The organism is Tessaracoccus luoxuelianae, from assembly GCF_055326245.1.
In genome coordinates, this window is sequence record NZ_JBUZNO010000002.1 from 367,158 (window position 1) to 393,482 (window position 26,325).

Genomic DNA, 26,325 nt, shown 5'->3' on the forward strand with positions numbered 1-26,325 from the left:
GCCGCGGCATGTCCTGAATGACTTCGAGGAGGACCAGTAGATGGCTCAGAGCGTGTTCCCGCACCGCGAAAAGGTGGGTCTCTACGACCCGTCCTACGAGCACGACGCCTGCGGTGTCGCCTTCGTGGCCCAACTCGACGGCGTGCCCCGGCACCGGATCGTGGCCCAGGGACTCGAGGCTTTGCGCAATCTGGACCACCGCGGCGCCACCGGCGCCGACGAGGCAGCCGGTGACGGCGCCGGCATCCTGATCCAGGTCCCGGACCGGTTCCTGCGTGCCGTGGCGGGGGTCCACCTGCCGGAGGCCGGCGAGTACGCCGTCGGCCTGGCCTTCCTGCCCACCGACGACGCGCGACGCGCCGAGGTCAAGATCGCCGTCGAGGCGATCGCCGGGGAGCTGGAGCTCGACGTGCTCGTCTGGCGTGAGGTGCCCGTGGAGACCTCGACGCTCTCGCCCATCTCGATCGGCGCCATGCCGCGCTTCGAGCACCTGATCGTCGCCGGCCGCGAGGGGCAGACGGGGATCGACCTGGACCGGGTGGCCTACGTCCTTCGCCGCCGCGCCCAGCACGAGACAGGCCTCTACTTCGCCTCGCTGTCGGCGCGGACACTGGTTTACAAGGGCATGCTCACCACCGCGCAGCTGGAGGAGGTGTTCCCGGAGCTTCACGACGAGCGGATCGAGTCAGCGCTGGCTCTGGTCCACTCCCGGTTCTCCACCAACACGTTCCCGGCCTGGGAGCTGGCGCACCCCTACCGCATGATCGCCCACAACGGCGAGATCAACACCGTGCGCGGCAACCGCAACTGGATGCGTGCCCGGGAGGCGCTGCTCACGTCGGACAAGTTCCCCGGCACCCTGGAGAAGCTGTTCCCCATCTGCACCCCCGACGGCTCGGACTCGGCCTCCTTCGACGAGGTGCTCGAGCTGCTGCACCTCGGCGGGCGCTCCCTGCCGCACGCCGTCCTCATGATGATCCCCGAGGCGTGGGAGGGCCATGCCGAGATGGACCCGCAGCGCCGCGCCTTCTACGAGTACCACTCGATGATCATGGAGCCCTGGGACGGGCCCGCCTGCATGACGTTCACCGACGGCACCATCATCGGTGGCTGCCTGGACCGCAACGGCCTGCGCCCGGGACGCTTCTGGGAGACCGCCGACGGACTCGTGGTGTTCGCCTCGGAAGCCGGCGTGCTGCCCATCGAGGCCGGAGACGTGGTCCGCAAGGGGCGCCTCCAGCCGGGCCGCATGCTCCTGGTGGACCTGGAGAAGCATTCCATCCTCTCCGACGACGAGGTGAAGGGTTCGCTCGCAGCTGAGCACCCCTACGAGAAGTGGGTGGCGGAGAACAAGATCGAGCTCGACGCCCTTCCGGGCCGTGCCCACATCGTGCACTCCCACGCCTCCGTGATCCGCCGCCAGCAGGTGTTCGGATACACCGAAGAGGAACTCCGCCTCATCATCGCCCCCATGGCCAACACCGGCACCGAGCCGATCGGCTCCATGGGCACGGACTCGCCGATCGCGGTGCTGAGCAGCCGGCCGCGACTGATCTTCGACTACTTCAAGCAGCTGTTCGCGCAGGTGACCAACCCGCCGCTGGACGCGATCCGCGAGGAGCTCGTCACCTCGCTGACCACCAAGATCGGACCCGAGCGCAACCTGCTGGAGCCCACCCCGGAGGCGGCCCGGCAGCTCACCATGAACCGGCCGGTCCTGGATTCCGAGCAGCTCGCCAAGATCGTGCGCCTCAACAAGGACGGCGAACTGCCCGGGTACGGCACCCACGTGGTGCACGGCCTGTACAAGGTGGCCGGCGGCGGCAGGGCGCTGGAGAAGAAGATCGAGGAGATCTGCCACGAGGTGTCCGCGGCCATCCGCGGCGGAGCCCGCGCGATCGTCCTGTCGGACCGGCACGCCACCGCCCAGCTGGCGCCCATCCCGTCGCTGCTGCTCACCGCGGCCGTGCACCATCACCTGGTGCGGGAGAAGACCCGCACCCAGGTGGGCCTCGTGGTGGAGGCCGGCGACGTGCGCGAGGTTCACCACATGGCGCTCCTGATCGGCTTCGGAGCCGCCGCCATCAACCCGTACCTGGTGTTCGAGTCCGCGGAGGACCTGGCCCGCCGGGAGATGTACGTCGAGGTGAGCGCCGAGAAGGCCATCGCCAACGTCGCCAAGGCGCTGTCCAAGGGCGTGCTGAAGGTGATGAGCAAGATGGGCGTCTCCACCATCGCCTCGTACACCGGCGCGCAGATCTTCGAGTGCGTCGGCCTCAGCCAGGACGTGGTGGACCGCTATTTCACCGGCACCACGAGCCGGCTCGGAGGCCTCGGCCTGGGCCAGCTGGCAGACGAGATCCAGGCCCGGCACACGACCGCCTACCCCACGGATGGCATCCCGCTCGCGCACCGCAACCTCCTGGTGGGCGGCGAGTACCAGTGGCGCCGCGAGGGTGAGCCGCACCTGTTCGACCCGGAGACGGTCTTCCGCCTCCAGCACGCCACCTCCACCGGCGACTACACGATGTTCCAGCGCTACACCTCGCTGGTCAACGACAACTCCTCGCGGATCATGACGCTGCGCTCTCTGATGGACTTCAAGCCCACAGAGCCGATCAGCATCGACGAGGTGGAGCCCGTCGAGAGCATCGTCAAGCGGTTCTCCACCGGCGCCATGAGCTACGGCTCCATCTCCATGGAGGCCCACCAGACCCTCGCCGTCGCGATGAACCGCATCGGCGGCAAGTCCAATACCGGCGAAGGCGGCGAGGACCCGGAGCGGCTCCACGACCCGGCCCGCCGCTCCGCCATCAAGCAGGTGGCCTCCGGCCGCTTCGGCGTGACCTCGGAGTACCTCACCTACGCCGACGACATCCAGATCAAGATGGCCCAAGGCGCCAAGCCCGGCGAGGGCGGCCAGCTGCCCGGCCCGAAGGTCTACCCGTGGGTGGCCAAGACGCGTCACTCGACGCCCGGCGTGGGCCTCATCTCCCCGCCGCCGCACCACGACATCTACTCCATCGAGGACCTCAAGCAGCTGATCCACGACCTCAAGTGCGCCAACCCCTCGGCGCGGGTGCACGTCAAGCTCGTCTCCGAGATCGGCGTCGGCACGGTCGCGGCGGGCGTCAGCAAGGCCAAGGCGGACGTGGTGCTGATCTCCGGCCACGACGGCGGCACCGGCGCGGCGCCCCTGACCTCGCTCAAGCACGCCGGCGCCCCGTGGGAGCTCGGCCTGGCCGAGACGCAGCAGACGCTGCTGCTCAACGGGCTGCGTGACCGCATCGTCGTCCAGTGCGACGGCCAGCTCAAGACCGGCCGGGACGTGCTCATCGCAGCGCTGCTCGGCGCCGAGGAGTTCGGGTTCGCGACGGCGCCCCTCGTGGTGGCCGGCTGCATCATGATGCGCGTCTGCCACAAAGACACCTGCCCGGTGGGTGTGGCCACGCAGAACCCGTTCCTCCGGGGCAAGTTCCACGGGGACCCGGACCACGTGGTCAACTTCTTCATGTTCATGGCGCGCGAGGTGCGCGAGCTGCTCGCCTCCCTCGGGCTGCGCTCCCTCGAAGAGGCCGTCGGACGGGCGGACCTGCTGGACGTCGGCAAGGCGGTTGGCCACTGGAAGACCCACGGCCTCAACCTCTCGCCCATCCTCACGCAGATCGACGTCCCCGAGGGCACGCAGCGCCACTGCACCACGGTCCAGGACCACGGCCTGGACTCGAAGCTGGATGTCGAGCTGATCCGGCTGTCGGAGCCCGCGCTCGCCCGCGGCGAGCAGGTGCGCCAATCGTTGCCGGTGCGCAACGTGGACCGCACCGTCGGCACCATGCTGGGCCACGAGGTGACCAAGGCCACCGAGGGCAAGGGCCTGGAGCCAGGCACCATCGAGTTCACGCTCACCGGCACCGGCGGCCAGAGCTTCGGCGCCTTCCTGCCCCGCGGCATCACGCTGCGGCTCATCGGTGACTCCAACGACTACTTCGGCAAGGGACTCTCGGGCGGACGCCTCGTCGTCACCCCGCCGCAGGGGGTGCGCTTCGACCCCGCCGAGCAGATCGTCGCAGGCAACGTCATCGGCTACGGCGCCACCTCAGGGGCTATGTTCCTGCGCGGCCTGGTGGGCGAGCGCTTCTGCGTGCGCAACTCCGGGGCCACCGCCGTCGTCGAGGGCGTGGGGGACCACGGCTGCGAGTACATGACCGGCGGCGAGGTCCTCGTCATCGGGCCCACCGGCCGCAACTTCGCCGCCGGCATGTCCGGTGGCGTGGCCTGGGTGCTGGATCTGAACCCGCTGCGCCTCAACACCGAGTTGGCGGACCCGGTCGACCCGGAGCCTGAGGACGTGGCACGGATCCGGGAGCTGATGGACGAGCACCGCGCCGAGACAGGCTCCCTGGTCGCCGACGAGCTGCTCCAGCTCAGCGACGAGGACCTGCGCCTCCGCTTCACAAAGGTGCAACCGCGCGACTTCGCCCGCATCATGGCCGTCAAGGCCCAGTCCGTCTCCGACGGGCTGTCCGACGAGGACACCACCACACTGATGATGGAGGCCGCTCATGGCTGATCCCAAGGGTTTCATGACCACGCCACGGCAGGTGGCCGAGCGTCGCCCCGTGGAGGAGCGCGTGCACGACTGGAAGGAGGTCTACCCGGGCACCCCGGGCAAGGCCCTCCTGCCGATCATCTCCCAGCAGGCCGGCCGCTGCATGGACTGTGGCATCCCGTTCTGCCACAACGGCTGCCCGCTGGGCAACCTCATTCCCGAGTGGAACGACCTGGTCTGGCGCGACGAGTGGCAGGCCGCGCTGGACCGGCTGCACGCCACCAATAACTTCCCGGAGTTCACCGGCCGCCTCTGCCCGGCGCCCTGCGAGACGGCCTGCGTGGTGGCGATCAACATGGACGCGGTGACCATCAAGAACGTCGAGGTGGCCATCATCGACAAGGCGTGGGAGGACTCCCGCGTCTTCCCGCAACAGCCTGAGTGGCACACCGCCAAGACGGTGGCCGTCGTCGGCTCCGGGCCCGCCGGCCTCGCCGCGGCGCAGCAGCTGACCCGCGCCGGGCACACCGTCGTGGTCTACGAGCGTGCCGACGCCATCGGCGGCCTGCTGCGGTACGGCATCCCCGAGTTCAAGATGGAGAAGGCCGTCCTCAACCGCCGCCTCAAGCAGATGGTGCTGGAAGGGACCCAGTTCAAGACCGGCGTCAACGTGGGCGTCGACATCACGGGCAAGGAACTCCTGGACCGCTACGAGGCCGTGGTGCTCGCCATCGGCTCCACCGTTCCCCGCGACCTGCCCGTCCCCGGGCGCGAGCTCGCAGGCATCCATCAGGCCATGGAGTTCCTGCCCCAGGCCAACCGCGCCGCGCTCGGCGAAGAGGTGGCGGACCAGATCACCGCCGAGGGCAAGGACGTGGTGATCATCGGCGGCGGTGACACCGGCGCCGACTGCCTCGGCACCTCCACCCGGCAGGGCGCACGATCCATCACCCAGCTCGAGATCCTGCCCATGCCCCCGGGGGACCGCCCCGCGGGCCAGCCGTGGCCCACCTACCCGATGACGTTCAAGATCACCTCGGCGCACGAGGAGGCCGGGGACCGGGTGTACTCCGTGTCCACCAACCGGTTCGTCGGCGACGATCAGGGCCGGGTCGCCGGCCTGGACATCGTCGAGGTCCGCTTCGACGCCGGCCGCTTCGTGCCGGTTGAGGGCACCGAGCGGCACATCCCGGCCCAGTTGGTGCTGCTGGCGATGGGATTCACCGGGCCCCAGCAGACCGGCCTGGTCGAGGAGCTCGGCGTGGAGCTCGATCCCCGCGGCAACATCGTGCGCGATGACAAGTACCGCACCAGCGTGGAGCACGTGTTCGTGTGCGGCGACGCGGGCCGCGGGCAGTCGCTGATCGTCTGGGCGATCGCGGAGGGTCGGTCCTGCGCGCAGGGCGTCGACGAGCACCTCAGCGGCTCGTCGAAGCTCCCACGGCCGATCGGGCCCCAGGAGCGCCAGCTGCTGGTCTAGGGGTCAACTTCGCTCATCCGTCGCTCCCTGAGGAGGGCCGCCCGCGGAGCGGCGTGGCCTGTCCCCATCGCTCCCTGAGGAGGGCCGCCCGCGGAGCGGCGTGGCCTGTCCCCTTTCGCTCCCTGAGGAGGGCCGCCCGCGGAGCGGCGTAGGCCGTCTCGAAGGGTCGTGACTACCACTTTCACGCAGTTCTCGTCGTCGGGTGTGGGGAGCCGTGAGTCGATGCCCGGGCGGCCGTTGTCCAGGGTCTGGTTTCTGGCTGCCGGTCAGTGTGTGGTCGCGCTGTTGAGGCCGCCCGGCCCTCGTCTCCCGTCTCCCCGCACTCGTTCCTCCTGTGGCGTTGTCTTGTCCCGGGTGTGGGCTGGCAGGGCGGCGTTGGGGTTGGGTCTGCTTGGGCGGGATGCCGGTTGGGTGATCGTTGGGTTGGGCACCGCTGCGCAGTGCCGCCCTGCCGTCCCCCACCCTTGCGCTCGGGAGCGGGACCCTTTGGACCTGAACCCCCGACAAGCCAGCGGAGACGACCATTGGTGTCCTGCGTCAGGCCGATGGGGCTGTCTCGCACCGGGAGGGTCCCACAGGGATAGGCTCGGCAGATGAAGACACTGTTCGCCGAGTTCACCGCGCTGCCCGGACACGAGGATCGGGTCGCCGAGTTGATGGCTGGCCTCACCGAGAAGGTCCGCCAGGAGCCCGGCAACGTGGTGTTCCTCCCGTTCACCCGGGAGGACCACCCGCGCCGCTGGTTCGTCTTCGAGCAGTACCGCGACGACGACGCCTTCCAGGCACACATCACGGCCGAGTACGGCGCTGAGTTCAACGCGGAGCTGGTCCACCTCATCGTGGAGGACGGCTCGCACCTCACCTGGTTGAACGAGCCCTGAGCCGCCCGCGTTTCGTGAAGCGCTAGCCTGCTGACTGCCCGGACGAGTGAACGGGCGGGGGAGGAGTCACCGTGCTGGGCCTGCTCGCGTCGTCGCCCCTGCTGACCATCATGCTGGTCGTGGCGTTGGGCGCCGCGTTCGGCATGATTCCCTTCGGGCCCCTCAAGCTCGGCGCCGCGGGGGCCTTGTTCGTCGGCCTCGCCGTGGGCGCGCTTGACCCCGCGCTCGGCGACGGACTGGCCCTGATCTCCACACTCGGGCTCGCCCTGTTCGTCTACACCGTGGGCATCGCGGCGGGGGAGACCTTCTTCTCAGACCTCCGGCGCCAACTCCCGCTGATGATCCTCGCGGTGGCGGCCATTGCCGCCGTCACGGCCCTGGCCTTTCTGATCGGCTCCTGGCTGGGCCTCGGCACCGGCATGGTGGCCGGGCTCATCGCGGGCGCGCTCACCTCGACTCCGGCACTCGCCGCCGCCACCGCCGCCACCGGCAGCCCCGACGCCGCCGTCGGCTACGCCCTCGGCTACCCGGTGGGCGTGATCCTGGCCATCGTCGTGGTGGCGCTCGTGGTGGGACGGAAGTGGCCCGGCAGGAACGACCCGGCGCCCGCCTCGGCCGACGCCATCGTGGCCGAGTCCGTGCACGTCAAGAGGCCCACCTCCCAGCGGGGCGTGCCCGGCTGGGCGGACGAGAGCATCAAGATGAGCTACCTCGTCCGCGACGCCCGCACCCGGGTCCTGGCCCCCGGTGAGGACCTGCAGGCCGGGGACGAGGTGCTCGTGGTGGGCGCACCGGCCGCCGTTGAGGAAGCGATCGCCTACCTCGGGCACCGGCTGTCCCGGGAGCTGACCGACGACCGCGCCTTCGTGGACTTCACGCGGTTCGTGGTGTCCTCGCCGTCGGTGGCGGGGCGCACCGTGGCACAGCTCAACCTCCCGGGGCGCTTCGGGGCGGTGATCACCCGGGTGCGCCGCGGCGACTCGGATCTCCTCGCCCGTGACGACCTCGTCCTGCAGCTCGGCGATCGGGTCCTGGCGGTGGCTCCCCAGGAGGAGTTGGACGACCTGTCGACGTTCCTGGGGGACTCCGAGCGACGAGTCGCGGAGGTGGATGCCCTCGCGCTCGGCCTGGGGCTGGTGGCCGGCCTGCTGATCGGCACGATCGCGGTCCCCATGCCCGGAGAGGCCGTGTTCTCCCTCGGCTCCGCGGCCGGCCCTCTCCTGGTGGGCATGGTGCTGGGCGCCACCCACCGCACCGGCCCGCTGATCTGGGCCATGCCGCTCACCGTCAACCTCACCATCCGGCAACTGGGCCTGCTGCTGTTCCTCGCCAGCGTCGGCCTGGCCTCGGGGCCGCTGTTCGCCGACCAGGCGCTCACCGCCACCGGGCTCCGGGCCGGGCTCCTGGCGGCCATCATCGTCGCGTTCTCCGCCGTCGTCTTCCTCGCGGGCGCCAGGTTCCTGGGGCTCAGCGCCCCCCGCGCCGCCGGGGGCTTCGCGGGTTACATCGGCCAGCCGGCCATCCTGTCGTTCGCCACCTCACGGGTCAGCGACGGGCGTGTCGACGCGGGCTACGCCGCCCTGTTCGCGTTGGGGATCATCGCCAAGATCGTCGCCGTGCAGGTGCTGGGGGCGGTGGCGTGACCCACCGGCCGCGCCACAGGGCCGGCGCGGCCAGGGGCGAGTATGGTGGGGTCCCGTCGCCCGCTGACGGATGGAGGAGATGACAGATGGCCGATACCTTCGTTCACCTCCACAACCACTCCGAGTTCTCCATGCTCGACGGCGCCGCCCGCGTCAAGGACATGTTCAAGCAGGCCGAGAAGCTCGGCATGACGGCGCTGGCCATCACGGACCACGGCAACCTGTTCGGCGCCTACGAGTTCTACAAGGCTTCGAAGGAATTCGCCGTCAAGCCCATCATCGGGCTCGAGGCCTACCTCACTCCCCGCACCCACCGCTCCGAGCGCAAGCGGGTCCAGTTCGGAGACGGGACCGGCGACGACGTGGCCTCCAAGGGCGCCTACACCCACATGACGATGTGGGCCTCCAACCAGGAAGGCATGCACAACCTCTTCCGGCTCAGCACACGCAGCTCGCTGGAGGGGTTCTTCTACAAGCCGCGCGCGGACCGGGAACTGCTCAACCTGTACGGGAAGGGCCTCATCGCCACCACCGGCTGCCCCTCAGGGGAGGTGCAGACGTTCCTGCGGCTCGGCCAGTACGACAACGCGCTCGCCACCGCCGCCGAGTTCCGCGACATCTTCGGCGAGGGCAACTTCTTCGTCGAGCTGATGGACCACGGGCTGGAGATCGAGACCCGGGTCCGGCACGACCTGCTCAGGCTCGCCAAGGACCTGCGGCTGCCGCTGGTGGCCACCAACGACTCCCACTACGTCCACGCCGACGACGCCGACGCCCACGACACGCTGCTGTGCGTCTCCGCGGGCTCCCGCAAGGCGCAGACGGACAGGTTCAAGTTCGACGGCAACGGCTACTACATGAAGTCGCCCGCGGAGATGCGCGCCCTCTTCCACGAACTGCCCGAGGCATGCGACAACACGCTGGCCATCGCCGAACGCATCGAGACCACCTTCGACGAGGGCTCCGGCACCTACATGCCGAAGTTCCCCTGCCCCGAGGGGGAGACCGAGGACACCTGGTTCCTCAAGGAGGTCCAGCGCGGGCTCGCCGCGCGCTATCCCGGGGGAGTGTCCGCCGAGGTCGCGGACCGGGCGCACTTCGAGATGGGCATCATCACGCAGATGGGCTTCACCGGCTACTTCCTGGTGGTGGCGGACTTCATCAACTGGGCGAAGAAGAACGGGGTCCGTGTCGGCCCCGGCCGAGGCTCGGGCGCAGGCTCCATGGTGGCCTACGCGATGCGCATCACAGACCTGGACCCCATCGAGCACGGTCTTCTGTTCGAGCGCTTCCTCAACCCCGAGCGCGTCTCCATGCCGGACTTCGACATCGACTTCGACGACCGCCGCCGCGGCGAGGTGATCGCCTACGTCACCGAGAAGTACGGCTCGGACAAGGTGGCGCAGATCGTCACCTACGGCTCCATCAAGGCCAAGGCCGCCGTCAAGGACGCCGCGCGCGTGCTGGACATGCCCTTTGCCATCGGCGAGCAGATCACCAAGGCCATGCCCGCCGACGTGATGGGCAAGGGGGTCCCGCTGGCGGACCTGTTCAACGAGAACCACAAGCGCTACAACGAGGGCAGCGAGTTCCGCGAGCTGTACCAGGGCTCCCCGGACGTGCGCACCGTCGTGGACACAGCCATGGGGCTGGAGGGGCTGAAACGCCAGTGGGGCGTGCACGCCGCCGGTGTCATCATGTCCGCCTCCCCGCTGATCGACATCATCCCGCTCATGAAGCGGGAGGCCGACGGGGCCATCATCACCCAGTTCGACTACCCCGGCTGCGAGTCCCTCGGGCTGATCAAGATGGACTTCCTGGGCCTGCGCAACCTCACGGTGCTCGACGACGCGGTGCGCAACGTCAAGCTCAACAAGGGCATCGACGTGGACCTCGACACCCTCACCCTCGACGACCCGGCCACCTACGCGCTGCTCCAGGCCGGAGACACGCTGGGGGTGTTCCAGCTCGACGGCGGACCCATGCGGGCCCTGCTGCGCCAGATGCAGCCGGACTGCTTCGAGGACATCTCCGCCGTGGGCGCCCTGTACCGCCCCGGCCCCATGGGCGCCGACTCGCACAACAAGTACGCGCGCCGCAAGACCGGCCGCGAGCCGGTGGAGCCCATCCATCCGGAGCTCGCCGAGGCGCTGGAGCCCATCCTGGGGGAGACCTACGGCCTGATCGTGTATCAGGAGCAGGTGATGGCCATCGCCCAGCAGCTGGCCGGATACTCGCTCGGCAGCGCGGACATGCTGCGCCGCGCCATGGGCAAGAAGAAGAAGTCCGAACTGGACGCCCAGTACGAGATCTTCTCCGGCGGGATGCAGGAGCGGGGCTACTCGCAGGACGCGGTCCGCACCGTGTGGGACATCCTGCTGCCGTTCTCGGACTACGCGTTCAACAAGGCACACTCCGCCGCCTACGGCCTGGTCTCCTACTGGACGGCGTGGCTGAAGGCCAACCACCCCGTCGAGTACATGGCCGCCCTGCTGCAGTCCGTCCGCGACGACAAGGACAAGTCCGGCCTCTACCTCGCCGAGTGCCGCCGGATGGGCATCCAGGTCCTGCCGCCGGACGTCAACTCCTCCGAGTCCGCGTTCACCCCCGTGGGTGACCACATCCGGTTCGGCCTCGGCGCGGTCCGCAACGTGGGCGACAAGGTGGTCAGCGCCTGGATCGTCGAGCGCCAGCGGAAGGGCCCGGCCACGGACTTCCACGACTTCCTGGACAAGTCCCCGCTGCTGATGTGCAACAAGCGCACCATCGAGTCGCTGATCAAGGCGGGGGCCTTCGACGAACTCGGCCACGCTCGGCGCGCGCTGATGGGCATCTTCGAGACCGCCGTCGACTCCATCATCGACGTCAAGCGCAACGCCGAGAACGGCCAGGACGGCTTCGACTTCGGACTGAGCCTCCCCGACGACTCATCCGGCCCCGCCCTGCACGCCCAGGTGCCGCAGGTCGACGAATGGGACCGTCGCACCAGGCTCGCCTTCGAGCGGGAGATGCTGGGCCTCTACGTCTCGGACCACCCCCTCAACGGCCTCGAACACGTGCTGCAGGCCAACAGTGACCGCCCCATCGCGTCAGCGGCCGCAGGCGAGGGCTTCCGCGGGCAGACCAAGCTGTGCGGCCTCATCACCTCGGTGAACCGTCGGGTGAACAAGGCCGGCAACATCTGGGCGCAGGTGGTGCTGGAGGATCTGACCAGCTCCATCGAGGTGACGGTCTTCCCCCGCGTCTACGACCAGGTGGCCGCCCACCTCGCGCCGGACACGATTGTCGCGGTGGAGGGCACGGTGGAATCCGGCGAGGACCGCGGCCGGATGCGCGCCCAGCACCTCGTCTCGCCCCACGTCAGCGCGGAGGGCAACGTCGGGCCGCTGGCCCTGACGCTCCCGGCCGTGCGCTGCACCCCCGGCGTGGTGGCCCGGATCAAGGAGATCCTCGCCCAGTACCCGGGGGCCGCGGAGGTGCACCTGCAGCTGCGCACCGGAGACCAGGTCAAAACCTTCAGGTTGGGCGACGGTTTCCGGGTGGAGCTCACCTCGGCGCTGTTCGCGGACCTGAAGGCGGTCCTCGGGCCCAGCTGCGTCGGCGTCGGAAGGCAGGACTGATGGCCGAGGATGTGCTGGTCATCTCCCGCCGGGGCAGGTTGTCGGAGCTGTGGGACAGCACCGCCTGGCGCGTCGCGGCCTACCTCGCCGCGGCGGTGGCGCTGGGCGTGATCGCAGGCCTGCTGTGGTCCTCGCTGTCCCCGCTGCCCGCCTTCACCATCAACAACGACATGACGGCCTCGATCAACGAGCGCAGCCAGACGGCGATGGTGGCTGCGGACGTCACGTTCACGGTGCTCACCGGCGTTGTCGGGCTTGTCCTGGGGGCCGTCGGCTGGGTGATTCTGCACCCCAAGGGCTGGGTGGTGATCGCTGTCCCGCTGATCGCGGCGCTGGCGGCAGCCCTCACGGCGTGGCAGACAGGGCTGCTCGTGGGCGAATCCGGTTTCGTTGACCGGCTCGCCGCCGCCCAGGCCGGCGACGTGGTACGCGTGGACCTGGCGTTGCGGTCGATGTCGGCGCTGCTGGTGGCGCCCTTCGCGGCTATCACGCCCATCATGCTGATGGCCGCCTTCTGGCCGGAGCCCCGCGTGGACCGGCCCACGGAGGAGCCCGTCGGCACGGTCTAGACTTGGGCAGCGTGCTGCGAGTTCTTGACCTGACCGGCGTCAACGACGCCTACCGTGACCACCTTCCGCGTGGCCAATTCGACGTGGAGGCCGCGGTCTCCGTCGTGGCTCCCATCGTCGAGGCCGTGGCCCATCGCGGTGAGGACGCGCTGCGCGAGTTCTCCCAGCGCTTCGACGGGGTGGACCCCACCCACCTCAGGGTGCCGGCGGAGGCGCTGGCCAGGGCGGCCGAGGAGCTGGACCCGGAGCTGGCCGCCGCGTTCGCCGAGGCCATCCGGCGCCGCCGCCACGTGGCCGAGGCGCTGGAACTCGACGGCAACCCGGCCCCTGCGCTGCTGGCCGCGGGCGCCCGGGTGGGGTTGCGCAACATCCCCGTCGATCGGGTGGGGCTCTACGTGCCCGGAGGTCTCGCGCCCCTGTCCTCCAGCGTCATCATGAACGTGGTGCCGGCCCAGGTGGCGGGCGTCGCGTCGATCGCGGTTGCCTCCCCGCCGCAGAAGGACTTCGGCGGCCTCCCGCACCCCAACATCCTCGCCCTGTGTCACATCCTCGGCGTGGAGGAGGTCTACGCCGTGGGCGGGGCGCAGGCCATCGCCATGTTCGCGCACGGCGTCGCGGGGCTCTGCGAGCCCGTCTCCCTCATCACCGGCCCCGGCAACATCTACGTGGTGGCCGCCAAGCGCCTGGTGCGCGGGCTGGTGGGCATCGACTCCGAGGCCGGCCCCACCGAGATCGCCATCATCGCCGACCACACCGCCACCCCGGCGTTCGTGGCCGCGGACCTCATCTCGCAGGGTGAGCACGACCCCATCGCGGCGTCGGTCCTCATCACGGACTCGGCGGAGCTTGCGCAGCGGGTGCAGGAGGAGCTGGCGGTGCAGGTGGCCGCCACCAGGCACGTGGAGCGGGTCCGCACCGCTCTCGGCGGCCAGCAGTCGGCGGTCGTGATGGTCCGCGACATCGATCAGGCCGTCGCCGTGGCGGACGCCTACGCCGCCGAGCACCTCGAGATCCAGACCGAGAACGCGGAGGCCGTGGCCAACAGGATCCGCAACGCGGGCGCGATCTTCGTCGGCGACTACGCGCCGGTGTCGCTGGGCGACTACTCGGCCGGCTCCACCCACGTGCTGCCGACTGCGGGCTGCGCCTGCCACTCGTCGGGGCTGACCGTGCGGTCGTTCATCAAGACGGTCCACGTCATCGGCTATACGGCCGAGGCGCTGCTGGCGATCGCCGACGGGGTTGAGCGCTTCGCGCTGGCCGAGGACCTGCCCGGGCACGCCAACGCCATCACCGTGCGGAGGCCGCAGTGATCACGCTGGAGGATCTGCCATTGCGGGCGGACCTGGTGGGCCAGGAGCCTTACGGTGCCCCGCAGCTGGACGTCCCCGTGGTGCTCAACGTCAACGAGAACCCGTACCCGCCCTCCCCGCTGATCCGCCACGAGATGGCCGCGGCCATCGTCACCGCGGCCGGCACCCTCAACCGGTACCCGGACCGTGAGGCGCTCGCGCTGCGCGAGGATCTCGCGGCCTACCTCGGGCACGGGCTGACGGCGGAGCGGATCTGGGCCGCCAACGGGTCCAACGAGATCATGGCGCACCTGCTCACCGCCTTCGGCGGACCGGGGCGCCGCGTGCTGGCGTTCACCCCCACCTACTCGATGTACCCCGAGTACGCCCGCAACACCTGCACCGAGTACGTCACCGTGCCCCGGCACCCGGACTTCACGCTCACCGCGGACCTCGTCCTCGACGCTGTCCGCGAGACGGAGCCCACCGTCGTGATCATCGCCACCCCCAACAACCCCACCGGCACCGTGGTGCCGGTGGAGGTGATCGACGAGATCTGCTCGGGCACCGAGGCCATCGTGGTGATCGACGAGGCCTACCAGGAGTTCTCGGCCAAGCCGTCGGCGCTGGAGCTGCTGGACAGGCATCCCCGGATGGTGGTGTCGCGGACCATGTCGAAGGCCTTCGCCCTGGCCGGCGGGCGCGTGGGGTACCTGGCTGCGGCGTCGGCCATCGTCGACGCGTGCCGGATCGTCCGGCTGCCCTACCACCTGAGCGCGCAGACGCAGGCGGTGGCCAGGGTGGCGCTGGCCCACGCAGACGAGCTACTGGCCCAGGTGCGTCAGCTGGCCGCGGAGGCCCGCGGCTTCGAGGCCTGGGCGAGGGGCCGCGGCTACGCGGTGATCGACTCCGAGGCCAACTTCACCCTCGTCGGGCGGTTCGCGGACCGGCACCGGGTCTGGCAGGACCTGCTGGACCGTGGCATCCTGATCCGCGAGACCGGACCCGCCGGCTTCCTACGCGTCTCGGCGGGCACGCCGACCGAGATGGCCATCCTCCGCGACGCGCTGGAGGACCTGAATCCACCCATCGAAGGGACCACGCTGTGACCCGCACCGCCACCGTCGAACGCTCCACCAGCGAATCGAGGATCACGGTCACCGTGGACCTGGACGGCACAGGAGCCTCCAGCATCAGCACCGGCGTGGGGTTCTACGACCACATGCTGACCGCCCTGTCCAAGCACTCCCTCATCGACCTCACCGTCGAGGCCACGGGAGACCTGCACATCGACGGGCACCACACCATCGAGGACACCGCCATCTGCCTCGGCCAGGCGCTGAAGCAGGCGCTGGGGGACAAGTCCGGCATCCGTCGCTTCGGGCACGCCGTGGTGCCCCTCGACGAGGCGGTGGCGGACTGCGTCGTCGACGTGGCCGGCCGCCCGTACGTGGTGTGCTCCGGAGAGCCGGACGGACAGGTGTACGCACAGATCGGCGGCTCGGGAGTGCCCTACGCCGGCTCCATGACCTACCACGTGGTGGAGGCGCTGGCCCTCAACGCAGGCCTCTGCGTCCACCTGCGGCTGCTGTCCGGCCGTGACCCCCACCACATCGTCGAGGCCCAGTTCAAGGCCCTGGCCCGCGCCCTGCGCGACGCCGTGGAGCTGGACCCTCGGGTCCAGGGCATTCCCAGCACCAAGGGCGCGCTCTGAGCCGCCGGGTGGGTCTGCTCGACTACGGCTCGGGCAACCTGCATTCGGCCGCCCGCGCGTTCGCCAACGCGGGCGCGGACCTCGTCGTGACCTCGGACCTGTCAGAGCTGCGCCGCCAGGACGCGCTCGTCGTGCCCGGTGTGGGCGCCTTCGCGGCCTGCATGGCGGGGCTGCGGGCCGCCGGGGGCGTCGAGCTCATCTCCGGGTGGGTGGAGGCCGGACGGCCACTGTTCGGCATCTGCGTGGGTCACCAGGTCCTGTTCGACAGCGGCACCGAGCACGGGGTCGACACGCCAGGGCTTGGGCTGTTCCACGGACGGGTCGTGGAACTGGACGCCCACCGGCTGCCGCACATGGGCTGGAACACCGTGACCCCGCCGGAGGGCAGCGTGCTCTTCGACGGGTTGGCGGCAGAGCGCTTCTACTTCGTGCACAGCTACGCGGCGATCGCACCGCCCCCGGACGCGCTGGTGACGCTCTCCCGCCACGAGGACGCCACGTTCGTGGCCGCCGTCGAGCAGGGGCCGGTGAGCTCCACCCAGTTCCATCCTGAGAAGTCCGGGGCCGCCGGTGCGCGGCTCATCGCGAACTGGCTCGGGTCCTGGTAGCCCCGTTTCAGCTAGGGTTGGGCGTCGTGGAGAAGTTGCAGCTGTTGCCAGCCGTCGACGTGCAGGACGGCCAGGCCGTCCAGCTCGTGCAGGGGATCGCGGGGTCACAGAAGGAGTTCGGCGACCCGCTCGCCGCTGCCCTCAGATGGCAGCACGGGGGAGCCGAATGGCTGCACCTCGTGGATCTGGACGCCGCCTTCGGCCGCGGCAGCAACGCTGAGCTGCTGCGCTCCATCGTCGGCAGCCTCGAGATGAACGTCGAGCTGTCCGGCGGGATCCGCGACGACGAGTCCCTTGAGCGGGCGCTGTCCACCGGCGCCAGGCGGGTCAACATCGGCACCGCTGCCCTGGAGAACCCCCAATGGTGCGAGCGGATCATCGGCCAGTACGGGGACCGGGTCGCCATCGGCCTCGACGTGCGCGGCGAGAACCTCGCCGCCCGCGGCTGGACCACAGAGGGGGGCCCCTGGCCCGAGACTCTGGACCGGCTCGTCGCCGCCGGATGTGAGCGGTTCGTCGTCACCGACGTCAACTCCGACGGCATGCTCACCGGCCCCAACATCGAACTGCTCACCGCCGTCGCGCAGCGCAGCGGCCAGAAGGTGATTGCCTCCGGCGGGATCGCCACGCTGGAGAACCTCCGGGCTCTGCGCGGCCTCGTGGACCGCGGGATCGAGGGCGCCATCATCGGCACGGCCCTCTACCTCGGCCGGTTCACCATCGAGGAGGCACTCGCCGTGGCCGAAGGAGACCTCTGATGCCCAAGCCACCCGCGAGTACGTTCGGCGAGGTCAACTCGGCCCGCGTGCACGTCCCGCCGCTGCTGAACGGCCGGATCGCGGACCTGCTCGCCGGCAAGAAGATCGTGATGACCGGCGTCACCGGGTTCATCGGCGAGCAGCTCCTGTGGAAGGTGCTCACCGAATGCCCGGACACCACCACCGCCGTCCTGGTGCGCCGGAAAGGCTCGGTCACGGCCGAGCAGCGCGTCGTCGGCCTCCTGGGCAAGAAGATCTTCAAGCCCATCGTCGAGGCTGCCGGCGGCGTCGAGAAGCTGATGGCAGAGCGGGTCTCCGTCATCGAGGGTGACCTGCCCAACGTGCCGGACCTCCCGCGCGACCTCGACGTGCTCCTGCACTGCGCGGGCGACGTGTCCTTCGATCCGCCCATCGACCAGGCCTTCATGACCAACGTCATCGGCACCAAGGCCCTCCTGACGAAGCTGCGCGAGGCCTGCTCGGACGAAGACGGCACGCTGGTCAAGGTGCCCCACTACGTGCACGTCTCCACCGCCTACACCGCGGGTCGTCGGCGCGGCGCCATCCCCGAGGCAGCGCACGTCCACGACGTGGACTACGAGGCTGAGACTGTCGCGGCGATGGCGATGAAGGAGCACATCGAGGCCCGCTCCCGCGAGGCGGGGCAGCTGACGAAACTCCGCAGGGAGGCCGAGGCGCTCCACGCGAAGGCCGGCTACCTGACCACCTCCCGCGACACCGAGCGGCGCCGCCAGGAGTGGGTCAAGACCGAGCTGGTCCAGGCCGGCACCGAGCGAGCCCGTTCCCTGGGCTGGACCGACGTCTACACCTTCGCCAAGGCGCTGGGGGAGCGGGTGGTGGCGGACCTGGGGCAGGATTTCCGGATCTCCATCTACCGTCCCGCCATCGTTGAGTCCTCCCTGAAGCACCCCTATCCGGGCTGGATCGAGGGGTTCAAGATGGCGGAGCCGTTGATCCTGGCCTACGGCCGGGGTCAGCTGCCTGAGTTCCCGGCCTCCCCGGATGCGGTCATCGACATCATCCCCTGCGATTTCATCGTCAACGGCATCGTCGCGGTTTGCGCCACCACCCCAGAGGTGGGCCGGCCGGAGTACTACCACGGCAGCTCCGGGGCCAGGAACCCGCTCACCTTCCGCGGGGTCTACGAGCACGTCCGCAGCTACTTCGAGGCTCACCCCTACACGTTCGGCCAGGGCTCGACGCCGCTGGCCACCTGGACCTTCCCCGGCGCCGAACCCATCGAGAAGTTCATGTGGGTCGCGGGCAAGGGCGTGACGGCGGCCAACAAGCTGCTCAGCTTCGCGCCGCGCGGAAAGTCAACCCGGGCCTGGGCCACCCAGCTGGACAAGTCCGCCAAGCAGCTGGACTTCCTCAGCAAGTACCTCACCCTGTACGGCGAGTACCTGCAGTCCGAGCTGCACTTCGTCGACGACGCCGCCCTTGCGCTGCACAACTCCCTGCACCCTCAGGACTTGGACATCTTCGGGTTCGACTCGGCCTCCTACACCTGGACGCACTACATGGAGGAGGTGCACATCCCGGCCATCACGGACCCTGTGCGCCGACTCGAGGCGGCCCGGAAGCGCCGGCAGGCCCGATCGGCCACCTTCAGGGAGCTGAAGCCGGCGGAGCCGGGCACCGTGGTGGCGGCCTTCGACCTGGACGGCACCGTCATGGCCACCAACGTCGTCGAGACCTATCTGTGGGCGCGCCTGCCCGAGCTCTCCCCGATGAGACGGGCGCTGGAGGTGGCCCGGGTCACCGCCCAGCTGCCCGTCTACCTGGGCGCTGAGCGACGTGACCGGGGCGTCTTCCTGCGTTCCATCTACCGCCGCTACGCCGGGGCGGACCTGGCGGCGCTGGAGCAGTTCGTCGACGAGAAGCTGGCGCCCCTCATCCTCGACCGGATGTCCCCGGACGCCATCCGGCGCATCCGCGAGCACCGCGACGCCGGCCACACGACCATCCTGATGACCGGCGTGATCCGGCCCCTCACCCGCCCGTTCGAGGGCCTGTTCGACACCATCGTGGCGGCCGAACTGGCCACTGACGAGAACGGCCGCTGCACCGGGTTCCTCAGCGGACCGCCCATGGTGGGCGAGTCCCGCTCGGCCTGGCTCACCCACTACGCGTCGCTGCACGACATCGATCTCACGCAGTGCTACGGATACGCAGACAGCCACGTGGACCTCCCCATGCTCACCACCGTGGGCAACCCGGTGGCGGTCAGCCCCGATATCGGCCTCATGCGAGCGGCAAAGGCCAAGGGCTGGTCCATCGTCGAGTGGCCTGCCATGTCTCCGCTGCCCCGCTGGAGGATGTCGTGAACGGAAAGGAAGACTGATGTCTCGACCCGGATTTGTCCTCGAGGTGGACGACCAGACCCCGCCGCTGCTCACCATGGCCGGCTCTGATCTGCGCCTGGAGCGCCTGGGGCTGGGCACCAGGGTGATCTACCCCGCCGACGCCGCGCCCTCCACGGACCCGGTGGCGCTGGTGGATTCGGCCCTGGCCGCTCCGCTCGGCGCCGACCCGCTGGCCTCGCAGCTCAAGCCTGACACCCGCCTGACCATCGTCGTGGTGGACTCCGACAGCCCGCTGCCCCGCCCCGAGTTCGAGGTCCGCCGCACCCTCGTCGAGCGCGTCCTCGAGACGGCCGCCCGGGTGGGGGTCGACGACGTGGAGCTGGTGATCGCCACCGGCCTCAAGCAGAAGTGGAATGCGGCCGCCGTCACCGAGGTGCTGGGCGACCGCGTGGCCACCTCCTTCCTGCCGGACGGGCTGGTCAGCAGCCACGACGTCACCTCGCCGGACCTGGTGCACCTCGGCGACGTGGACGGGGTCCCGGTGAAGTTCAATCGCCGGGTCGCCTCCTCGGACCTCGTGGTGCTGGTCTCAGCCCGGGCGGACTCGGGGGAGCGGTGCCCGTTCGTCTCTGGTCTGGTGGACGTGGAGACCGTCAACCGGCTCGCAGGGGCGCAGAGCGAGGATCGGTACTGCGCCGGCGTCGAGTCGCTGGTGCACGGGAAGATCCGCACCTTCGCCGTGGTTGCGGTGCTCGGGCAGCCCCTGCTGGGCCGGTCACTGCGCTTCGCCTCCCGCCGCGAATGGGAATGGAACCTGGCCGACAAGCTGTCGCTGGCCAGCGCCCGCCAGATCGTCGCGGCCCTGCCGCGACAGGGCGCCCAACTGCTACACGGCAACCCGCGAGCCGATTACGCCATCGTCGACGTCCTCAGCGGTGACTACCAGCGCGTGATGGCGGACTCACGCCTGGTGTGGAAGGCGGCCAACGCTGTCGAGGTGAAGGGGCAGGCGGATGTCCTGGTCACATCGGTCTGGGGCGCCTCCTTCGATGAGGGCGACCCGGTGGGTTCCCCGCTCGGCGCGGCGCACCACGCCCTGGTGACCCGGGCGGGAACCCACCTGGGCACCCCCTACGCCCGCGAGGGAGGGGCGCTGATCGCGTTCCATCCGCTGCGGAGGCGGTTCTCGAACCGCCGTCAGTCCGCGGCCGCCGACTTCTTCGCGACGGTGCTGCCGCAGACCACGGACCCGGCCGAGATCGCCGCCACCTACGAGGCGCGCGCCATCGACGACGAGTGGTACCTGGACCTGTACCGCAAGCAGTTCGCCGAGCACCCGCTGCACGTGTTCCACCGCTGGTACGCCACCGCCCGGGCGGCTGAGCGGTTCTCCGACGTGATCTGGGTGGGCGGGGACCGGCGCAGCGCCGCGATCCTCGGGCACCGCAGCGCGACCACCTACGCTGACGCCCTCGAGATCGCGTCGAACACCGTGGGACGCGCCCCTTCCATCACGGTGCTGCGCAGTCCCGGGCTCGCGCTGGGCGATGTGCGATGAGCCGCCTGCTCCCGTCCTGGGCGCAGAGCGGGCGCGGACGCCAGCGGCCCAAGCTGACCTGGCCCCGTGACCTGAGGCAGATCGCGTCCGGGATGCTGCACACCGGCACACCCGCGGGCGCGCCCCCGCGGCCCCCCGTGGCCCGCGACAGACTCAGCCTCCGCGCCGCCCTGTCTGGGCGACACCTGATGCTGAGGCTGCTGAACCTTCGCCTCGACATCGAGCTGGTCTCAGCCGACAGCGTCGCCGGCCTTCAGCCGCCAGTCGTGTTCGCCGCCAACGAGCAGGGTGCGATGGACTACCACCTGCTCCGCTTCGCCCTCCCGTCGAGGGTGCGGCCGACGATGATCGCCCCGTCTCGGGCGATCGCGGGCGGGCGCAACGTGGTGGTGTTCGCCGACGAGCCCGTCAAGCGCCGCCTTGTCGGCGAGTTCTCAACCGTCCCCGCGGCACTGGCCAACCAGCACAACGTGCCCATCGTGCCGGTCGGCATCGTCGGCACGTTCAAGCTTCAGGACATCCTGAAGCTGGCGCTCCGCAGCCGGCCGAAGGTCTCCATCCGCTTCGGCGCCCCCCTCTACACCCGGGGACGCTCCCTCGCCGAGGCCACGGCCGAGGTGCAGGCCCGCGTCGAGGAGCTCGTCCACGAGGGCGATCTGTCGTGGTGGACGGTGCAGCGCCGCCGCGGCGGAGCCAGCTCGGGCACCACCCTGTCCGCGCCGCGTTGGCGCAGGCTCTGGGACCAGGCCGCACCCAAGCCCGCCCCCGAGCACAGGATCTGGCGGTAGCGCGGGGAATGGACGTCTATGTGGAGCCGCACCTCGCGTGGCGACTCCTCGGCCCGGACGACGCTGCCGATCTCGATCACTTCCGCAGCCAGCTCGACGCCTTGGAAGATTCGGTGCTGTCCGGCGTGGCGGCATCGATCACGCAGCGCAACCTGCAGGTGGCGCACGCCGTCGGCGGCTACGACGCCTACCAGTCCCTCTCGGCCTACGCGGTGGCCTACATCGCCGAGACGGACCCGCTGCGCATGTACCTCATGGGTGGAGTTCACCCCACCCACCGGCACCTGCACATCGGCACCGCGCTGCTGCACTGGCAGGTCACCCACGCCGCCGCGTGGCGGGACGAGTTCCGGCCCGGTCAGCCGCTGTGGCTGGGCTGCTACGCGGAGCTCGGGCGCCCCGGCCTCGAGCGCGTGGCCCACAGCCTCGGCTTCACGATCGAGCGCTACTACTACGATCTCCACCGCGACCTCACCCGGCCCGTTGCGTCACCGGCAGTCGAGGACGTGCAGCTGGAGGCGTTCACCCCCATGCACTCCGAGGGGGTACGGCAGTTGCACAACCTGTGCTTCAACGGCATGGGCCATGAGGTCACCACGGACGTGTGGGCGGCGCGTCTCCACGATCCGGACTTCCGCCCGGACTGGTCGTTCCTGGCCAGCGTCGACGGCCAGGTGGTGGGGTACGCCATGAGCGGCGTGGCGGACACGGACGACGATGGGGCGCCTGTGGGCTGGATCGAGCGTTTCGGGGTCCACCCGGAGCACCGCGGCCACAAGATCTCCCTGGCCCTGATGGGTCGCTGCCTGCAGGCGATGCGGGAAGCCGGCTGCCACGAGGCCGGCATCGGCATCGACACCCCGGACGGGGTGGGCGTGCAGCGGCTCTCCGCGGAGCTCAGCTGGACGACACGCGACGCGGTGGCACTCCTCACGAAGGTGGTTCCCTGAGCCCGCGATAAGCTGTCGGCCAGTACAGACGACGGAGCGCAAGAAGGTGGGACAAGGATGAGCGGCCATTCCAAGTGGGCGACGACCAAGCACAAGAAGGCGGTCATTGACGCCAAGCGGGGCAAGCTGTTCGCCAAGCTGATCAAGAACATCGAGGTCGCGGCCCGGCTGGGCGGCGGTGACCTCGCCGGTAACCCCACCCTCTACGACGCGGTCCAGAAGGCCAAGAAGTCGTCGGTGCCCAACGACAACATCGACCGCGCCGTCAAGCGCGGCTCCGGCGCCGAGTCCGGCGGTGCGGACTACGAGACCATCATGTACGAGGCCTACGGCCCGGCAGGCGTGGCGATCCTCATCGAATGCCTCACCGACAACCGCAACCGCTCGGCCTCGGACGTCCGCGTGGCGGTCACCCGCAACGGCGGCACCATGGCAGACGTCGGCTCGGTCCAGCGCCTGTTCGCCCGGAAGGGCGTGGTGACCGTTCCCAAGCAGCAGGGCGGAAGGGACATCTCGGAGGACGACCTGCTCGAGGCGGCACTGGAGGCCGGAGTCGAGGAGGTCGACGACGACGGCGACGTGTGGGAGGCGGTCTGCGACCCCAACGACACCGTCGAGGTCCGCAAGGCCATCGAGGCGGCGGGGCTGGACTACGACTCCTCCGAGGTGCAGTTCGTGCCGTCCTTCGACCAGGAGGTCGACTCCCTCGACGTGGCGCAGAAGGTGTTCCGCATCATGGACGCCCTCGACGACTCCGACGACGTGCAGAACGTCTTCACCAACCTCGACGTGACCCCCGAGGTCGCCGAGGCCCTCGAGGCCGAGGACTGATCCGCCGGGCATGCGCATCATCGGCATCGACCCCGGCCTCACCCGCTGCGGCATAGGGATCGTCGACGGCACAGTCGGGAAACCGCCGCGGCTGGTGGCCGTGGGGGTGGTGCGCACGCCTGTCGGGCTGGACATCGCGCAGCGCCTGCTGGCGCTCGAAGCAGGCCTGGCGGGCTGGTTCGACGACTACGCGCCGGAGGCGGTGGCCATCGAGCGCGTCTTCTCCCAGCACAACGTCAACTCCGCCATGGATACGGCGCAGGCCGCCGGTGTCGCGGCGCTCAACGGCGCCCGCCGCGGCCTGCCCGTGACCTTCCACACGCCCTCGGAGGTGAAGGCCGCCGTCACCGGCTCCGGCTCCGCCGACAAGGCACAGGTGGCCCTCATGATCACCCGCATCCTGAGGCTCACCGAGCCGCCCAGGCCGGCCGACGCCGCGGATGCCCTGGCCGTGGCGGTGTGCCACGCCTGGCGCGGGGGCGCCACCAACCGATACGCCGCGGCGGTCGCGGCAGCCAAGGGGACCCGATGATCGCCCTCCTCACCGGCACCGTCGTGATGGCGGGCGCCACCCATGGCGTGCTCGACGTCGGCGGCGTCGGCTACCGGGTACTCACCACCCCGCAGACCGCAGCCGGCCTCCGCGTGGGGGAGCGCGCCACCCTGCACACCACTCTCGTGGTGCGGGAAGACTCGATGACGCTGTTCGCCTTCGGCGAGGAGGGGGAGCGCGAAGCCTTCGAGCTGGCCCAGACGGCCACCGGGGTCGGTCCGAAGCTGGCCCTGGCCATCGTGTCGGTGCTCACCCCGGGCGAGCTGCGGCGCGCGGTGCTGACGGAGGACCTCAAGCGCCTGTGCGCGGTGCCCGGCATCGGGCTCAAGGGCGCGCAGAAGCTGGTCATCGAGCTGAAGGACAGGGTGATGGTCCTGGCGGACACGCCCGCCGGCGACGCCTCCGGCCCGGCGGACACAGACGCGTGGCGCGCGCAGGTCAGCGAGGGCCTCCGGGGCCTCGGATGGTCGTCGCGGGACGCCGAGGCGGCTTGTGACAACGTCGCCCACCTCGTCGAGTCAGATCCCGGGATCGGGGTGGCGAAGCTGTTGCGCGCCGCCCTCAACTCGCTGGCGAGGCGGTGATGGACCACACGGAGGTGGACCCGACGGCAGACGTCGAGGACCGCGACTACGAGGCGGCCCTGCGCCCCAAGCGGCTGGCGGAGTTCGAAGGCCAACCGCGGGTGCGGGAGCAGCTGGCGCTGGTCCTGGACGCCGCGCGCCACCGCGGCAGCGCCCCGGACCACGTCCTGCTGTCCGGCCCCCCCGGCCTGGGGAAGACCACTCTGGCCATGATCATCGCGGCCGAGCTCGGCACCGGGCTGCGGATCTCCTCAGGCCCAGCCATCCAGCACGCGGGCGACCTCGCCGCGATCCTGTCCGGTCTGGACGAGGGTGAGGTGCTCTTCCTCGACGAGATCCACCGGCTGTCCCGCCCCGCCGAGGAACTGCTGTACCTGGCCATGGAGGACTTCCGCGTGGACGTGATCGTCGGCAAAGGGCCCGGCGCCACGGCCATCCCCATCGAGCTGCCGCCGTTCACCCTCGTGGGAGCCACCACCCGTGCGGGGCTCCTTCCCGGGCCTCTCCGGGATCGGTTCGGGTTCACCGCGCAGCTGGACTTCTACGCCTCAGAAGACCTGGAGGGAATCGTCGCGGGCTCGGCAGGGAAGCTCGGGGTGCGGATCGACGACGCCGCGCGCCGGGAGATCGCGACCCGCTCCCGCGGCACGCCGCGGATCTCCAACCGTCTGCTGAGGCGGGTGCGGGACTTCGCGCAGGTCAAGGGTCACCCGGACGTGGACCGCTCCGTCGCGCGGGCTGCGCTGGAACTCTATGAGGTGGACGAGCGCGGCCTGGACCGGCTGGACCGCTCGGTCCTCGTGGCGTTGTGCCGGCTCTTCGACGGTGGCCCCGTCGGGCTCTCCACGCTGGCGCTCAGCGTGGGGGAGGAGATCGAGACCATCGCGGAGGTGGCCGAGCCGTTCCTCATCCGGGAAGGACTCATGGTGCGCACCCCCCGCGGCCGCGTCGCCACCCGGGCTGCCTACGCCCACCTCGGCATGTCGGTGCCCTCGGCCAACCCCGCCCTGTTCGACTAGCGGTCCTCTCCGTGAATTCACCAGGGTCAAGTAGTCCACCAAGGGTGTAGCAGTGGCCCATCGAGTGGGCACATATGCTTGTCAGCTTGAGTTGCGACCCTTCGAGACGGTCCACGCCGCTACCTGGGCGGCCCTCCTCAGGGAGCGGTGGGGACGGTCCACGCCGCTACCTGGGCGGCCTCCTCAGGGCCCTCCTCAGGGAGCGAAAGCTCGGTCCCTGAGGGTCCCGCGTCGCGAAGCGACCGTGGGAGTCTCGAAGGGTCGAAAACCCTCAGCTGACAGCAAGGGTGGGGGACGGCAGGGCGGCGCTGCGCAGCGGTGCCCAACCCGACGGTCACCCAACCGGCATCCCGCCCAAGCGGACCCGACTCCGACGCCGCCCTGCCGGCCCGCACCGGGACAAGTCAACGCCACAGGGGGAACGAGTGCGGGGAGACGGGAGACGATGCCCGGGCGGCCTCCACAACGCGACCACCGACCGGACCAGCACCCGGCAGCAAGACGTTTGACAACGGCCGCCCGGGCATCGACTCACGGCTCCCCGCACCCGACAACGAGATTGGCGTGAAGGTGGTAGTCACGACCCTTCGAGACGGGCCAC

Annotated in this window: 19 protein-coding genes; all 19 read left to right on the forward strand. The window is 70.1% G+C overall.

Annotated features, from left to right (window positions below; all coding sequences use genetic code 11):
- The first annotated feature begins 40 nt into the window (after positions 1 to 40).
- The 19 genes from gltB to ruvB all read left to right on the forward strand — a co-directional run bounded on the left by gltB (position 41) and on the right by ruvB (position 25,724).
- Complete coding sequence (gltB, locus tag ACZK39_RS04390; protein ID WP_463612630.1) at positions 41 to 4,570, forward strand: glutamate synthase large subunit; 4,530 nt, start codon at positions 41 to 43, stop codon at positions 4,568 to 4,570.
- Positions 4,563 to 6,029, forward strand: coding sequence for a glutamate synthase subunit beta (gene gltD, locus ACZK39_RS04395; protein WP_182782664.1), 1,467 nt, complete (start codon positions 4,563 to 4,565; stop codon positions 6,027 to 6,029). Before gltB ends, gltD begins: the two co-directional genes overlap by 8 nt.
- A 593-nt stretch (positions 6,030 to 6,622) precedes the next feature.
- Positions 6,623 to 6,910, forward strand: a complete 288-nt coding sequence (locus ACZK39_RS04400) for a putative quinol monooxygenase (protein WP_463612631.1) — start codon at positions 6,623 to 6,625, stop codon at positions 6,908 to 6,910.
- Positions 6,911 to 7,020: 110 nt separating this feature from the next.
- Entirely contained in the window at positions 7,021 to 8,553 is a 1,533-nt protein-coding gene (locus ACZK39_RS04405; protein WP_463612706.1) for an aspartate:alanine exchanger family transporter, read from the forward strand.
- 86 nt (positions 8,554 to 8,639) lie between these two features.
- Positions 8,640 to 12,173, forward strand: coding sequence for a DNA polymerase III subunit alpha (dnaE, locus tag ACZK39_RS04410; RefSeq protein WP_459054470.1), 3,534 nt, complete (start codon positions 8,640 to 8,642; stop codon positions 12,171 to 12,173).
- Complete coding sequence (locus ACZK39_RS04415; protein WP_182782667.1) at positions 12,173 to 12,742, forward strand: hypothetical protein; 570 nt, start codon at positions 12,173 to 12,175, stop codon at positions 12,740 to 12,742. The genes dnaE and ACZK39_RS04415 overlap by 1 nt, the downstream gene beginning before the upstream one ends.
- Positions 12,743 to 12,753: 11 nt before the next feature.
- On the forward strand, positions 12,754 to 14,055 hold the full coding sequence (hisD, locus tag ACZK39_RS04420) for a histidinol dehydrogenase (RefSeq protein WP_463612632.1): 1,302 nt from the start codon (positions 12,754 to 12,756) through the stop codon (positions 14,053 to 14,055).
- Complete coding sequence (locus ACZK39_RS04425; RefSeq protein WP_182782669.1) at positions 14,052 to 15,143, forward strand: histidinol-phosphate transaminase; 1,092 nt, start codon at positions 14,052 to 14,054, stop codon at positions 15,141 to 15,143. The genes hisD and ACZK39_RS04425 overlap by 4 nt, the downstream gene beginning before the upstream one ends.
- Entirely contained in the window at positions 15,140 to 15,748 is a 609-nt protein-coding gene (hisB, locus tag ACZK39_RS04430; RefSeq protein WP_182782670.1) for an imidazoleglycerol-phosphate dehydratase HisB, read from the forward strand. The genes ACZK39_RS04425 and hisB overlap by 4 nt, the downstream gene beginning before the upstream one ends.
- A gap of 8 nt (positions 15,749 to 15,756) precedes the next feature.
- Positions 15,757 to 16,356, forward strand: a complete 600-nt coding sequence (gene hisH, locus ACZK39_RS04435) for an imidazole glycerol phosphate synthase subunit HisH (protein WP_463612633.1) — start codon at positions 15,757 to 15,759, stop codon at positions 16,354 to 16,356.
- A 26-nt stretch (positions 16,357 to 16,382) separates the two neighbouring features.
- Positions 16,383 to 17,114 (forward strand): bifunctional 1-(5-phosphoribosyl)-5-((5-phosphoribosylamino)methylideneamino)imidazole-4-carboxamide isomerase/phosphoribosylanthranilate isomerase PriA, encoded by a 732-nt coding sequence (gene priA, locus ACZK39_RS04440; RefSeq protein WP_182782672.1) that lies wholly within the window; start codon positions 16,383 to 16,385, stop codon positions 17,112 to 17,114.
- Positions 17,114 to 19,462: an HAD-IB family hydrolase gene (locus tag ACZK39_RS04445; RefSeq protein ID WP_182782673.1), complete on the forward strand. Its 2,349-nt coding sequence runs from the start codon at positions 17,114 to 17,116 to the stop codon at positions 19,460 to 19,462. The genes priA and ACZK39_RS04445 overlap by 1 nt, the downstream gene beginning before the upstream one ends.
- A gap of 16 nt (positions 19,463 to 19,478) precedes the next feature.
- Complete coding sequence (locus ACZK39_RS04450) at positions 19,479 to 20,999, forward strand: lactate racemase domain-containing protein (protein ID WP_463612634.1); 1,521 nt, start codon at positions 19,479 to 19,481, stop codon at positions 20,997 to 20,999.
- Positions 20,996 to 21,787 carry a lysophospholipid acyltransferase family protein gene (locus ACZK39_RS04455; protein ID WP_182782675.1) on the forward strand — a complete coding sequence of 264 codons (792 nt, stop codon included), beginning with the start codon at positions 20,996 to 20,998 and terminating at the stop codon, positions 21,785 to 21,787. Before ACZK39_RS04450 ends, ACZK39_RS04455 begins: the two co-directional genes overlap by 4 nt.
- A gap of 8 nt (positions 21,788 to 21,795) precedes the next feature.
- Positions 21,796 to 22,737, forward strand: coding sequence for a GNAT family N-acetyltransferase (locus tag ACZK39_RS04460; RefSeq protein WP_182782676.1), 942 nt, complete (start codon positions 21,796 to 21,798; stop codon positions 22,735 to 22,737).
- A gap of 57 nt (positions 22,738 to 22,794) precedes the next feature.
- Complete coding sequence (locus tag ACZK39_RS04465; protein ID WP_182782677.1) at positions 22,795 to 23,568, forward strand: YebC/PmpR family DNA-binding transcriptional regulator; 774 nt, start codon at positions 22,795 to 22,797, stop codon at positions 23,566 to 23,568.
- 19 nt (positions 23,569 to 23,587) lie between these two features.
- The gene (gene ruvC, locus ACZK39_RS04470) at positions 23,588 to 24,100 is read left to right on the forward strand and encodes a crossover junction endodeoxyribonuclease RuvC (protein WP_370585752.1); all 513 of its coding nucleotides are present in this window, start codon (positions 23,588 to 23,590) and stop codon (positions 24,098 to 24,100) included.
- Complete coding sequence (gene ruvA, locus ACZK39_RS04475) at positions 24,097 to 24,705, forward strand: Holliday junction branch migration protein RuvA (RefSeq protein ID WP_463612635.1); 609 nt, start codon at positions 24,097 to 24,099, stop codon at positions 24,703 to 24,705. The genes ruvC and ruvA overlap by 4 nt, the downstream gene beginning before the upstream one ends.
- Positions 24,705 to 25,724 (forward strand): Holliday junction branch migration DNA helicase RuvB, encoded by a 1,020-nt coding sequence (gene ruvB, locus ACZK39_RS04480; protein ID WP_463612636.1) that lies wholly within the window; start codon positions 24,705 to 24,707, stop codon positions 25,722 to 25,724. Before ruvA ends, ruvB begins: the two co-directional genes overlap by 1 nt.
- Positions 25,725 to 26,325 lie beyond the last annotated feature (601 nt).

Bases quoted from the DNA above. Each gene is read 5' to 3' on its own strand.
- gltB (WP_463612630.1), top strand. From the start codon at position 41: ATGGCTCAGAGCGTGTTCCCGCACCGCGAAAAGGTGGGTCTCTACGAC.
- gltD (WP_182782664.1), top strand. From the start codon at position 4,563: ATGGCTGATCCCAAGGGTTTCATGACCACGCCACGGCAGGTGGCCGAG.
- ACZK39_RS04400 (WP_463612631.1), top strand. From the start codon at position 6,623: ATGAAGACACTGTTCGCCGAGTTCACCGCGCTGCCCGGACACGAGGAT.
- ACZK39_RS04405 (WP_463612706.1), top strand. From the start codon at position 7,021: ATGCTGGTCGTGGCGTTGGGCGCCGCGTTCGGCATGATTCCCTTCGGG.
- dnaE (WP_459054470.1), top strand. From the start codon at position 8,640: ATGGCCGATACCTTCGTTCACCTCCACAACCACTCCGAGTTCTCCATG.
- ACZK39_RS04415 (WP_182782667.1), top strand. From the start codon at position 12,173: ATGGCCGAGGATGTGCTGGTCATCTCCCGCCGGGGCAGGTTGTCGGAG.
- ACZK39_RS04445 (WP_182782673.1), top strand. From the start codon at position 17,114: ATGCCCAAGCCACCCGCGAGTACGTTCGGCGAGGTCAACTCGGCCCGC.
- ACZK39_RS04450 (WP_463612634.1), top strand. From the start codon at position 19,479: ATGTCTCGACCCGGATTTGTCCTCGAGGTGGACGACCAGACCCCGCCG.
- ACZK39_RS04455 (WP_182782675.1), top strand. From the start codon at position 20,996: ATGAGCCGCCTGCTCCCGTCCTGGGCGCAGAGCGGGCGCGGACGCCAG.
- ACZK39_RS04460 (WP_182782676.1), top strand. From the start codon at position 21,796: ATGGACGTCTATGTGGAGCCGCACCTCGCGTGGCGACTCCTCGGCCCG.
- ACZK39_RS04465 (WP_182782677.1), top strand. From the start codon at position 22,795: ATGAGCGGCCATTCCAAGTGGGCGACGACCAAGCACAAGAAGGCGGTC.
- ruvA (WP_463612635.1), top strand. From the start codon at position 24,097: ATGATCGCCCTCCTCACCGGCACCGTCGTGATGGCGGGCGCCACCCAT.
- ruvB (WP_463612636.1), top strand. From the start codon at position 24,705: ATGGACCACACGGAGGTGGACCCGACGGCAGACGTCGAGGACCGCGAC.